Annotated in this window: 13 protein-coding genes; 5 read left to right on the top strand and 8 right to left on the bottom strand. The window is 51.4% G+C overall.

The window, feature by feature from the left end:
- Positions 1-109: 109 nt before the first annotated feature.
- Genes FTO68_RS07380 through FTO68_RS07355 form a run of 6 tightly spaced genes read right to left on the bottom strand, consistent with a single transcriptional unit; the run spans position 110 to position 3851 of the window.
- On the bottom strand, positions 110-667 hold the full coding sequence (locus tag FTO68_RS07380; protein ID WP_255332746.1) for a DUF7504 family protein: 558 nt from the start codon (positions 665-667) through the stop codon (positions 110-112).
- Positions 668-715: 48 nt separating this feature from the next.
- Positions 716-1150, bottom strand: a complete 435-nt coding sequence (locus tag FTO68_RS07375) for a hypothetical protein (protein WP_255332745.1) — start codon at positions 1148-1150, stop codon at positions 716-718.
- A gap of 59 nt (positions 1151-1209) precedes the next feature.
- Positions 1210-2211, bottom strand: coding sequence for an ATP-binding protein (locus FTO68_RS07370; protein ID WP_255332744.1), 1002 nt, complete (start codon positions 2209-2211; stop codon positions 1210-1212).
- Entirely contained in the window at positions 2208-2603 is a 396-nt protein-coding gene (locus FTO68_RS07365) for an anti-sigma regulatory factor (protein WP_255332743.1), read from the bottom strand. Before FTO68_RS07365 ends, FTO68_RS07370 begins: the two co-directional genes overlap by 4 nt.
- 2 nt (positions 2604-2605) lie before the next feature.
- On the bottom strand, positions 2606-2995 hold the full coding sequence (locus FTO68_RS07360; protein WP_255332742.1) for an STAS domain-containing protein: 390 nt from the start codon (positions 2993-2995) through the stop codon (positions 2606-2608).
- Positions 2996-3011: 16 nt separating this feature from the next.
- Positions 3012-3851 (bottom strand): STAS domain-containing protein, encoded by an 840-nt coding sequence (locus tag FTO68_RS07355; RefSeq protein WP_255332741.1) that lies wholly within the window; start codon positions 3849-3851, stop codon positions 3012-3014.
- 207 nt (positions 3852-4058) lie between these two features.
- Between FTO68_RS07355 and FTO68_RS07350 the strand changes: the two genes are divergently transcribed.
- The gene (locus FTO68_RS07350; protein WP_255332740.1) at positions 4059-5459 is read left to right on the top strand and encodes an ATP-binding protein; all 1401 of its coding nucleotides are present in this window, start codon (positions 4059-4061) and stop codon (positions 5457-5459) included.
- A 55-nt stretch (positions 5460-5514) separates the two neighbouring features.
- On the opposite strand, the gene tfrB is transcribed toward FTO68_RS07350, so the two are convergent.
- Both tfrB and tfrA read right to left on the bottom strand, forming a co-directional pair.
- A complete protein-coding gene (tfrB, locus tag FTO68_RS07345) occupies positions 5515-6975 on the bottom strand; it encodes a fumarate reductase (CoM/CoB) subunit TfrB (RefSeq protein WP_255332739.1) in 1461 nt (486 codons plus the stop codon).
- Positions 6972-8600, bottom strand: a complete 1629-nt coding sequence (gene tfrA, locus FTO68_RS07340) for a fumarate reductase (CoM/CoB) subunit TfrA (RefSeq protein WP_255332738.1) — start codon at positions 8598-8600, stop codon at positions 6972-6974. Before tfrA ends, tfrB begins: the two co-directional genes overlap by 4 nt.
- 62 nt (positions 8601-8662) lie before the next feature.
- Between tfrA and FTO68_RS07335 the strand changes: the two genes are divergently transcribed.
- The 4 genes from FTO68_RS07335 to FTO68_RS07320 all read left to right on the top strand — a co-directional run bounded on the left by FTO68_RS07335 (position 8663) and on the right by FTO68_RS07320 (position 12468).
- Positions 8663-10063: an aspartate kinase gene (locus FTO68_RS07335; RefSeq protein WP_255332737.1), complete on the top strand. Its 1401-nt coding sequence runs from the start codon at positions 8663-8665 to the stop codon at positions 10061-10063.
- Entirely contained in the window at positions 10056-11048 is a 993-nt protein-coding gene (gene purM / locus FTO68_RS07330; RefSeq protein ID WP_255332736.1) for a phosphoribosylformylglycinamidine cyclo-ligase, read from the top strand. Before FTO68_RS07335 ends, purM begins: the two co-directional genes overlap by 8 nt.
- Positions 11049-11095: 47 nt before the next feature.
- Positions 11096-11851, top strand: coding sequence for an ADP-ribosyltransferase family protein (locus tag FTO68_RS07325; protein WP_255332735.1), 756 nt, complete (start codon positions 11096-11098; stop codon positions 11849-11851).
- 122 nt (positions 11852-11973) lie between these two features.
- Positions 11974-12468: an NYN domain-containing protein gene (locus FTO68_RS07320; protein ID WP_255332734.1), complete on the top strand. Its 495-nt coding sequence runs from the start codon at positions 11974-11976 to the stop codon at positions 12466-12468.
- Positions 12469-12559: the final 91 nt, after the last annotated feature.

Below are 12559 nucleotides of genomic sequence, written 5' to 3'. Positions count from 1 at the left end.
CGGTTGCAGTGTGGACTACTCTACCTGTATATTTTCAGTACTTTAAATCTCATTACCCGGGAGGATGGTTTGGTTGTGATATACAACATGCCGGTGTATCATCATCCCTTTATGCTCCCTCCTCTCCCTGATGAATGACCATATCAGCAAATGTCTCAATCTGGGTTGAAATTATGGGGTCGATTGCATTTTTAACAGAGAATAATAATCCTTTTGCTGAATTCAGCCGTACTTTGTTGATGAGCATATGCAGGAAACGGATGATCTGATCCGGCTCATTATAGACGAACATGGTATTGACTGAGTCCACCAGAAGGTAGAGTCGCTCACGATCTTTCATCGAGGTCATCGCTTTTGTGAGCGCGATTCCGATGTTTGTCAGCTGTCCCGGGCTGGCTACATAGATGGTAGCGCTCTCATCCTTCTTCTGCCCTGTCGCCATTCCGGTGATACAGTCGATAAAGAAGAGGTTCTGACTATTAATTGATTGTTTTTCCAGGCTTTTCTTCATAATGGAGCTTGGTTCATTGATTGAAATGATGATCCCGCTATATCCGGCAGAGTGCAGTTCTCCTATCCGGTGTATGACATCCTTTCGCATCGCAGAGGATGTTGCAAGTGCAATCACAATGTCAGCATCAGATAGTATCTCATTGATAGGCGGCATGGCAGAACCCGGTATCTATTGGAAACACTTTCTCCTCCTCAAAAAGTGCTATTCGGTCAGAAAATCCCTGTAGTGACCAAGAACCTTGTCTGATCCATCGAGTGCGACTTTATTCAGCTCGGTGATATTATCACTGATCATTCTGGCATTGGCTTTGATCACGTCAATAATCGCCTTCACATCCTCCGGACTGCAGTCCTCCATCACTGCCATCTCTTCAAGGAGAGCAAGGTTCCGGTAGATATTCAGGACCGGATTTTTGGTCTTATTGACAGTTTCAAACAGGTAGGCGAGCAGTTTCTTCTCCTCTTCCTGGAGCTTCCTGTTACTCTCCTCGAGCTTTCTGTTGGCATCATCAAGCTCGGTATAGAGTGCAATAAGCCCTTCATTTGTCTTTTCAAGTTCAATTGAAAGTTCCTGAACTTCCTTTGTCTTCTTATCCAGCTTTTCCTGGATGCTCTCGATAGCCGGTGTATCACTCAACTCCTTCACCTTCACTGCCTAATTGATCATTCTCTGTTTTCGATGTCTTGTTCCCCTCTCTATTTAACAACTATCACGGTTCCATCATCAATCTCCCGCCAGTATTTGTCCATTATATAGTGTGCAATCAGCTGTGGCGTCTCACCTGCCATGGCATAATCAAGACTGAACCTGGAGCTGATCCCATCTGAATGAAGAATGGCCATGCTCCTCCCCCGTATCCAGTCTCCTGACTGAATCTGAACCTGTGTGTAATTTACTCCAAGGATGCCGGGTATGGAATGAAAACTGTTGTAGGACTCTCCCTGGTAGAGGCGGACCGAAGTATCGCCAATACCGCTATAGTATATCTTCCCCTGTTCCTCATCGATCCTGATAATCCCTGCCACTGCACCCCGTGTCTTCCTGAGGACACTGCCAAGACCGGCAAGCAGATCATTTATCCTGGCATGGCGGGCATTGTTCCTCAGGTACCGCTCAGCACATGATGCTGCCTCGCGGGCGTGAACTCCATGGCCAAGGCCGTCTATGACTGCAATGAGTGCACCATCCCTGAATCTCTCGACATAGTATCCATCACCGCAGACGCTCTCAAACGGGTGAGGTCGGGTGAGGACACTAATCCGGAGACCGTTTCCATGAATTGGTATCCTCTTCTCAGCATATTTCTTTACGCGTATGCGAGTGCCTGAGAGGCTTGAACTGATATCAAACTCATCAGAAACTCTCCTGATGGAGCCAAGCCCAACCCCCATACTCTTTGCGGCTGTTGTGAACCCGTCTTCAAAGGCGATATCACAATCCGGGATGCCGGGCCCATTATCTTCAGAGATGATCTCTATATATCTCCCGTCCCCACCATCGTCCACCCTGTAGCGTATTCTTCCCTGCACGGTGTTATGCTTGATGTGGTTTGATGCAAGCTCTGAGACGATGAGGTCGATCTCACCAAGCGCCTTTTTGGGAAAACCGCTCATGGCTGCAAGCTCATGGATCTCACTGACAGCCATGGATTTGTGCGGGTCAAGAAGAACAGCCCTGGTTTTATATTCGGGATTCATGGCAGATATTTGAATATCTCAATTTTTGTTCCTTTTCCGACTTCAGATTCGATCGTCATATCATCTACAAGTCGTTTTGCCCCTGAGAGGCCAAGTCCGAGGCTGCCTGGTGTTGTGGAAAACCCCTCCTTCATCGCCTCCTCTGGATCGGCTATTCCAGGACCATTGTCCTCAAAAAGTACTTTGATGCCGGGCGGCTGTGTAATCTGCTCAATATACACTATGCCATTATCTGCATACCTGTAGATGTTTCGTGAAAGTTCGGATGTGGCAGTTGCCAGTTTCGTCTGATCCACTATCCCAAACCCGATTTTGGTAGCGATCTCTCTCACCAGCCGTCTCGATGTGAGAATGTCGCTTTCGTCCTGTATCTTTACCGATTGAGCCAGCATGATCAGTACCTTTTCAGAATCCGACCGGAGTTGAAGACTCCGGGCGTGCTCTCGAGAAGATCAAACCCGCTATCAATATCACAGGCGGTTATAATCCCGGAGAGGTCAAGTCCGAGATCGACAAGCGTGATCGCAACAGCGGGCCGGATACCGGTGATGACCACTTTTGCCCCAAGGAGCGTTGCCATAACGCTGCAATCGCGTAATGTCCTTGCCATAAATGAATCGACAATATCCAGAGCCGATATGTCAATCAGAACTCCCCGTGCACCGGTCCTTGAGATCTCGGTTAAAATATCCTCCTGAAGTGCGGTTATTATCAGATCATGAAGATCTGTCTGTATCGAGATGAGAAGGCAGCTCTTCAGTTTGAGGATCGGTATTCTGTCCATTGGATTAGCTCTCCCTCTATGTGGAAGTCTGCTCTATTCTGACAATCTCAAGGCCCTTTTCATTGAGTGCAAACTCAACACCCTCCTGGAGGGTTGCCCTTGTGATGATCTCTCCAAGATCAATGCCGAGATGGACCATCGTCATTGCAACCTCAGGTTTTATCCCGGTGAAGATCATCCGGGAGCCGAGCATCTTCACAGCCCGTGAAGTCTTCAGTATATTTGCGGCAACCGCCGAATCGATTGTACCGACTCCGGTGGCATCCATAATGATATACCGAGAGCCTGTGTCCCTGATCTTATTGAGGAGCTCCTCCATCATGAATAATGTCCTCTCGGAATCGAGGGTGCCGATCAGCGGGAGGATGAGTATCTCATCCCATATTTTGGTGATGGGTGTTGAGAGCTTTGTTATCTCGCGGGTCTTCTCAAGTAATGCCTGTTCTGACCATATCCTCTCGATGATCTTGCCAAGCCGCTCAGAGAAAGCCCTGATCATCCCCTCCTCTTCATGAGTGAAGATCTGACGCACAAACACGTCTCTATTCTCCATATAGAATACTGTCAGTTTTCCGGCAACTTTTTTGTTGATGACGATATTGCCTGAGATACTCCATTCGGTAACGGGTATATCTGACGTCTTGTATGTATCTCCGGCAACATTCAGTTCGGCAGCGGCAATCTCTGGAAATCTGACTGCCTTTGGCAGGGGCTTGATGATCTCCTGAAGAAGAGTCTCAAGGTTCTCCCCATGGCTGTCAACGGAATCTGAGATGCTGTACATGAATGCAAGCTCTTTGTTCCTCTCCTTCAGCTCAGCCTTTAAATCCTCGATCTGCTCTTTTGATGACACCATACACTTCACAATCCTCTCTAATGTGGTTCTTTCACTCTGATATGGCGATTGGGACTGAAGCTATATAAATCTCTATGTTCTTCTAATTCTGCTTAATCTTGCTCCCTCTTTTCTGAAACCGGATGTTTGGGGTGTTAGAATGGAGAGGTTTCGGTGTTTGTGATCCCACCATAAATAGTAAATAGTACACTCTATAGTATATTACTTATGAGTGTATTCCTAGATCGGCACCGGGAAACCTCAATGCTTGAGAGCCGTTACCTGGGGAGGAAAGCCGAACTGCTGGTTATATATGGACGCCGGAGGGTTGGAAAGAGTGAACTTATCGATAGGTTCATTGCCAGAGAGAAAGGCATACGGCTCCTTGCACGTGAGGAGTCCAGGACCCTCCAGCTCCGGCATTTTTCATTAAAACTTGGGGATTATTATAATGATAATTTCCTGAAAAAAACCTCCTTTGCCGATTGGGATAGTTTTTTTGAATACCTTCTCAAGCGTACCGACGAGCGTTTTGTTCTTTCCATCGATGAGTTCCCTTATCTTGTCAAGGAGGATCCATCCCTCCCCTCCATTCTTCAGGATTACTGGGATACGCACCTGAAGGATAGTCAGATATTTCTCATACTCTCCGGCTCCAGTATTTCGATGATGGAAGAGTCAACGATGGATCATGCAAGTCCTCTCTTTGGGAGGAGGACCGGTCAGATCCTCCTTCAGCCCCTCCGCTTCATCCATATCCTTGAGTACCTGAAGGATATGCAGAAAGCAGTTGAGCTCTATTCGGTATTTGGCGGAACTCCTGCGTATATTATGAGTGCTGATACGAATCTGGATATCTTTCACAATATCGAGGAGAAAGTACTGCGGGAGGATGCATTCCTCTTTCGGGATGTTGACTTTGTTCTCAGATCAGAACTGGTCGAACCCCGCTATTATTTCTCCATACTCTTCTCAATAGCACAGGGAAATCACACAATCGGGCTGATATGCAATGATTGTGGCTTATCAAAGAGTATTGTCAATAAGTATCTCTCGATATTGATAGATCTCCACCTGGTATATCGCCGTATTCCGGTTACAGAGGGGAATAAGAGCAGGCGTGGACTCTATTTCCTCTCAGATAATCTCTTCGACTTCTGGTTCTCATTTGTTCATCCCAATATTGAATCACTTGAGCGTGGTAACACACGCCTGATCGTGGATCAGTTCGTCAGACCACGTTTCTCAAGGTATGTAGGCAGGCATTTTGAGGCGATGGTGATGGATCTCTTTGACTTCTTCAATGAACATCATCTCCTTCCTTTTGTCTATACCCGGATTGGCAGCTGGTGGTACAGGGGAGAAGAGATAGATATCGTCTCTCTCAGCGATGATCCTCCTTCAATCCTCTTCTGTGAATGCAAATGGCAGGACAATGTTGATGGAAAGAAGCTCTATGCAGAGCTTATTAAAAAGGCAGGCAGGGTATCCTGGCAGAATGAGAGGCGACGGGAGTATTATTGCATAGTTGCACGAACATTTTCACGCAGGCCAGAAGCAGATGAGCAGATTATCTGCTATGATCTTCTGGATCTTGAATGTCTGGCTTTCCGGCTTCTGGATAATTAATTTTCCTCTTCAGATATCCTGATTCCTCGAAAATGGAGTGATGAAAGCCAGGGAATCAATCCCCGGATCTCTCCAGATCCTTCTTCCGGTACCCTTCCAGCAGAAGCGTCGCAAGATTCTTTACCGGCTTGTTGGTCTGCTCCTGGATATGGAATTCGCAGAAGGGACAGATGGTAACGACAATATCCGCACCAGTCGCAGCAATCGCCTCTCCCCGGAGTTTTCCGAGGGCTGCTGCCTCTTCGGGCTGGCCGGATCGCACTCCTCCCCCTGCCCCACAGCACTGGGTAGGCATCGGGATATACTTCTCAACCACCATCGAGAGGAAGTGGCGTGGTGGATCAGAGATCCCCTGTCCCCGGAGCAGGTGGCAGGGATCGTGATAGGTCGCCGAGATTGGTAGTTTTGCCGGGGGCTCGATTCCGGCTTTCATCATCACCTCGGTGATATCCATCACGGTAAAGGGCGTCTCATAATCGTTCTTCAGGGTCGCCCCGCATCCGGCACACATTGTCATGACAATATCGATCCCGCGTGATGTGAATGCCTCAATATTCTTCCTCTTCAGGTCCGGCAGAATTGTTGTCTGCCCGGTCCTGATCAATGGAGATCCGCAACAGACCTGTTCATGCGGGATGATCACCCGGATGCCGTTTCTCTTCATGACCTCCATTGCATCAAGTGCAGGCTGCGGCACACGGCCGTTGAACATGCAGCCGACAAAGAATCCGATCGTCATCTTCACCGGTCCGTCCGGCTCGATCACCTCAGGCACCTGTTCAAGGAAGGTGGCCTCTGTCCGCTCGACGCTCCTGCCTGTCCGTTCAACGAGCTCTGCAACCGCCTGGTGGCGGGGCAGGGTGAGTCCGGCACGGTTTGCCCGTTCACGGAGCTTCTCGATCGCTTTTCCGGGAATTTTTATTTTCTTCGGGCAGACTTCGACACACCGGTGGCAGGTGGTGCAGGCAAAAAGACCCCGTTCGATTGCCTCAGTAATCCGATCTTTTGAATCACGGGGGTCAAGTGCGCACCGCATCTCCTGCCGCATCGCAGTCGGGCCTGCGAAATCAACCACCTTCAGAGCAGGGCATACCGAGACACAGCTGAGGCACTCGATACATTCACGGAGTGGCTTGATCAGCTCCACCTCCTCTTTTGAGAGCCCTCCCGGTGAGTCTGAGGGGAGGATCGTTGCCAGCCGCTCCAGAACCGGTGCGATATCGGTTGCAAGATCCCGGATCACCGGGAGTTCAAGTGGGAGCACGACCATTCCGTCTGTCGCCTCCTGCATACAGGCCAGAGCAGGGCTTCCGTTCACCCGCACTGCACAGGAGCCGCACTGCCCGGCACGGCAGCATGAGCGGTACATGAGTGAGGGGTCATGCCTCCGCCTGACTTCATCGAGTGCATCAAGCACCCGTGCCCCCTCGTTTACAGAGACGGTATAGGTTTCCTGGTGCGGTTTTTCATCCTTTGAGGGATCAAACCGCTGGATGGTGAATGTCATCTCTTTCATGCTATCCTCCCAGCCAGTTCTATTCCGCGGTATGATGGCGAGATCCGGGTATGGCCATAGGGTGAGTCTTCAACTCCCCACCGGACAGCGCAATCAGTCCTGACATGCGCACCCCGCGACTCCTGCCGCATCAGTGCGCCATCCAGGATCATTCCGGCAACAAGGAGCATATTCTGTGCTGTCCAGGCATCGAGGATCTCACGCCCCGATGATGCAGCGAGTGGCGAGGCTGCCAGTTCCAGGATCGCCTCGCGAGTGGCGGTGAGGGCAGCGGCAGTCCGGTAGATCCCGGCACCATCCCACATCGCCCGTTTCATCCTTGCAACACAATCAGATGGCTTCATCTCACCTGCTCCGAATGCGGCGATCTTTTCTTCAACAGAGTCAAACTGTTCCGGATCGATCCGATTCTTCTGTTCTTTTGATCTGCCTGCTGTCTCTCCTGCCCGCCGCCCAAAGACCTGCGTCTCGGCAAGGGCATTGCCGCCGAGCCGGTTTGCGCCATGGACGCCGCCGGCCACCTCTCCGCAGGCAAAGAGTCCCAAAACGCTTGTCTCGCAGTTGGGTGTGATCCTGAGGCCGCCCATCATATGGTGTGCTGTGGGGGCGACTTCCATCGGCTCCTTCCGGATATCAACGCCGAAGGCAAGGTACTGTTCAAGCATCGAGGGGAGGCGTGTCTCGATCTCTTCCGGCGCAAGATGGGTGACATCAAGCCAGACGCCTCCTCTTTCTGTTCCTCTCCCTTCGAGCACCTCGGTTGCAATCGAGCGTGCCACCACATCCCTTGTTGAGAGCTCCATCCTCTCTGGATCGTATCTGGACATGAACCGCTCGCCATGCAGATTCTTCAGGATGCCCCCTTCACCCCGGACAGCCTCGGTGATCAGCCTCCCCCGTGCATCATAAGGATGTACTGCGCCAGTCGGGTGGAACTGCACCATCTCCATATCAATAAGTTCAGCACCCGCCCGGTACCCAAGGGCATACCCGTCTCCGGTTCCGGCAGTAGAGTTCGTGGTGATATCATAGATCTGCCCGGCACCGCCGGTTGCGAGCACAACTGCATCGGCGGTGATTGCCCCGATCTCACCCTCCCGTGTCGAGGTGATCGCACCGCAGACACGGTTTCCGTCTGTTGCAAGTTCAAGTGCGGTGATCTCGTTTCTGATGATCACCTCAGATGCGCGGAGCCGCTCAAGGAGCGTCATCACGATCTCATGGCCTGTTCTGTCCCCTGCATAACAGGTGCGGGGAAACCGCTGGCCGCCAAAGGGACGCTGGGCAATCATGCAGCTCTCTTCTGCATCGAAGACGGCACCCATCCTGACGAGATCGGCCATCCTGTCCGGTGCTTCATTCACGAGCACATCTGCAAGGGCTCTGTCATTTAAGTAGGCGCCTCCTTTGAGCGTGTCTTCGAGATGGCCTACAATTGTGTCAGCTTCCCTCAGCACCGCGTTATAGCCGCCTTCCGCCATCACGGTGCATCCGCCCTTGCCGGCAATCGTCTTTCCGATCAGGATCGTCTCTCCATACTGCGCTGCCTCAAGTGCCGCCCTGATCCCGGCACCGCCGCTTCCGATCACAAGAACGTGGCAATCTTCCGTCGTAATCACACCCATCGTATTATAATGATCTGCCGTGTAATAACTTAAAATACATCGTGGGGTTTGGTGAGCCAGAAATGAGGCTTGTTATGAAATTTGGCGGCACATCGGTCGGTGATGAGAAGGCTATCGCCCGCGTGGTCGATATCCTGAAAGCCCACCGGGAGAGGGGAGATGAACTTGCTGTCGTTGTATCGGCGATGACCGGTGTAACAGATCAGCTCATCGCCACTGCAGAGGAGGTCGTCACCTCATCTGAAAACCCTCCGATCGAGCAGTTGATCCATGCGCTCAGATCAAGGCATATAAAAGCACTCGAGGCGGTTGCCCCGGATTCGCTTGAGGAGGTCGGGGTGTATATCGATGATCGGCTTGAGAAACTGAAGCATATCTTAACTGCCCTCCACACACTTCGGGAACTGACGCCGAGATCTCGGGATTATATCGTCTCGTTTGGTGAGCGGCTCTCAGCTCCTGTTGTTTCAGCAGCTTTGAACCAGGCGGGTATCTCATCAACGGTACTGGACGGGTGCGAGGCGGGTATCATTACAAACTCCTGCCACGGGGGCGCGGTTGCACTTCCAGAGAGCTATACCCGGATCAAGAGCCGGGTTGCCCCTCTTCTTGCTGATTCGGTTCCGGTGATCATGGGATACATGGGATGTAGCGATCAGGGGTATGTGACCACACTCGGGAGGAGCGGGTCAGACTATACCGGATCAATCATCGGGGCAGGAGTCAATGCGGATGAGATATGGATCTGGACCGATGTTGACGGCGTGATGACGACCGATCCGAGGATGATTCCGGAAGCACGCGTGATCCCCTCAATCTCATTCCTTGAGATGATGGAGCTATCATACTTTGGTGCGAAGGTGCTCCACCCGAAATCTATCGAACCGGCGATGATGAGCGATATAATGGTCCGGGTGAAAAATACCTTCAATGAGTCTGCCGCCGGAACAGCCGTTGTCCAGACGGCGCATCGTGAGAAACGCGTTGTCAAGGCAATCTCAATTATCAGGAAGGTGGCGCTCCTTACCATTGGTGGTGCTCAGATGGCAGGGCGCCCTGGTGTTGCCAAAGCGATCTTCTCAGCGCTTGCAGAGCGCGAGGTGAATGTGATGCTCATCTCCCAGGGTTCGTCTGAGGCGAATATCACCCTTGTGATCGATGAGGATCATCTGATGAATGCGATTGAAGGACTCACTGAGATCCAGAAACGGGGATATGTACGTGAGATCACCTTTGACAAGGATATCGTCGTCATCGCTGTCGTCGGTGCAGGGATGGCGGGCACACCTGGCACGAGCGGGAGGATCTTCTCTGCCCTTGGTAAAGCCGGGGTCAATGTGATGATGATCACCCAGGGTTCGTCTGAAGTGAATGTATCGTTTGTAGTCAAGGAGGGGGAGGGCCAGCGTGCCGTACAGGTGCTCCATGACGAATACCGCTTATCGGAGGCGTGCAATGAGTAATGCAACATACCGTGACGCAGGGGTCGATATCGATCTCGAAGCAGAATCAGTAAAGGCGTTGATCGGGGCGCTCACGTTCCGGAGGAAGGGGGAGTTCGGTATGGCCGGGGATCTCGGCCATTTCGCAGGCCTCATAGATTTTGGCCCCTATCTCCTTGCCCTCGCAACCGATGGGGTCGGCACCAAGATGCTGGTTGCCGACGCCCTCTCCGACTGGTCGACGGTCGGGATTGACTGTATCGCGATGAATGTGAACGATCTCTATGTAATGAACCTCGAACCCGTGGCATTTGTCGATTATATCGCAACCGATTCCCTTGATCCTTCGAAGATGAAAGAGATCGGTTCGGGCCTGAATGAGGGTGCCCGGCAGGCCAATATGAATATTGTCGGGGGCGAGACTGCAACCCTCAAAGGTCTTGTAAATGGCCTTGACCTTGCAGGTACCTGCCTTGGCGTCCAGAAAAGGGAGAAGGTGATCACCGGATCAGCGGTTGCTCCCGGTGATCTGATCATCGGTCTGCCGTCAAGCGGCGTCCATTCGAATGGTTTCTCACTTGCACGGAAGATCGCACTTGAGAATGGCGGCTATAATGCTGTCCTCTCTGATGGCAGGACTGTCGGTGAAGCATTCCTCACACCGACCCGGATCTATGCAGAAGTGCTCTCCATCTGTTCTGCCTGCGAGGTGCATGGAATGTGCCATGTGACAGGTGGCGGTCTCCTGAACTTCCTCAGGGTCGGACCATATGGGTTTGTCATCGAGGAGCCGATGCCGGTTCCTGAAATCTTCTCCTGGCTTGCAGAGAAGGGCAATGTTACTCAGGAAGAACTATACCGGACTTTCAATATGGGGATGGGCTATGCTGTAATTGTCCCTGAAGAGAGCGTTGAAACAATCCTGGAGATGGTTCCCGGTTCCGCCGTCGTCGGGATGGTTGTACGGGAACGCGGTATCTGGCTGAAGGGAAATGAGATCAGGTAAGCTCCCTTCACTATCCCTTTTATAGTATCCGCAATGTATCTTCAGCTATGAAGGTACTCTCTCTTGTCCTCGTTCTTCTCCTTATTGCTTCTGCTGCCGGATGTGTTGCATCTGCGCCGGTTGCCGATTCCCCCTCCGTTCCCGCGAGCAGCTATCCGGTTCCCCCTGAATATATCTCCGAGGCGACGATCACCCTGGTCCGGCCTGCCAATCTTGCAAGCCTACCATATACTGATCGGAACTTCACAACCGCCACCACCGCATCGATTGCCTGGTGGCTCTCGCCTGACTTCTATGATAATACGAATCTCTTCCGGAGATATCTCCGGTCAACAGAAGCTGAACAGTCGGCATATCCTGAGGAGCAGCAGATATTCTTTGTGTTTATCACAGAGCATCTTGACCTGGCAATTTCAGAATCCATTTCCGATGAAGAGATCATCCTTTATCGTGGCATCTCCCCCGGCTTTGCAGAGGCCATACTCGCAACCGGGGTGTATGAAGAGGCGGCATTTGCATCTACTTCCTATGATGTCACCATCCCGCTTGTCACCTACGGGAGCAGAGGGGATGACGGGTATAGTAATGTTCTCCTGCTGAGCCGATCTCCGGGAGATCATCTCCTCTATATCAATGAAGGCGAGCGGGAGATCCTCCTGCCACGGAACCTCACCTGGCAGGTTGTGATGGTACAGGAGATTGGGGATCTCACAATCGAATCGGATTTCCCTCTCTTCTCCAATAATGAGATGCGTGAATCGGTCTCTTTTGTCCGGATGATCCAGATGGATGAGGAGCCATGATGAGAGAGAAAGGCTTTGCCTCCCGCCCTCTCCTGGCGACTCCGGGAGTCCCATCATACTCCTTTTTCTCCTCTCCCGTGAGAGTGTCCTGAAGCGAATTTGCAATAATTGGGTTTGATACTATGGAAAAGGAACATATCGCCGAACAGGGGGATCTCTTCTGCGCCATATACCTCGACTACGAGAACCTCGCACTCTCAGCCGGCCAGTCATACCCTGCACTGGACTCCCCACTCTCCCTCGGCCCGATCATCGATTATGCAGCATCACTTGGGGATATCTGCATCCGAAAAGCCTATGCGGACTGGTCGGTGGGTGAGTGTGCGGCAGATGTGAAGAAGCTCGTCAAGTACGGGTTTGAGATGCGGCATCTCCCCCAGACGAGTGCCCGTGGAAAGAACGGGGCTGATATGGATATGGCGCTTGATGTCCTGGAGGATATGATCCTGCTTCCACATATCGGCCTTTTTATTATTGGATCTGGCGATACTGATTTTATCCCCCTGATCAGAAGGCTCCGTGCACGGGGAAAGATGGTCTATGTGATGGGCTTTGATAATTCTGTCGGGAACGTCATCAAGTTCACAATCCGCACCCTTCTCACAATTCACATTTAATTATATTTTCATTTAACAATGTACCAACCAGTACAACTATTATTCAATTTAAAGATTAATTATAAATCTATCCTCATTCCATATTCTTCAT

The organism is Methanocalculus taiwanensis (assembly GCF_024372745.1).
GTDB classification, from domain to species: domain Archaea; phylum Halobacteriota; class Methanomicrobia; order Methanomicrobiales; family Methanocorpusculaceae; genus Methanocalculus; species Methanocalculus taiwanensis.
Note: the sequence above shows the minus strand (reverse complement) of the source record. Positions and strands in the feature narration are given on the sequence as shown.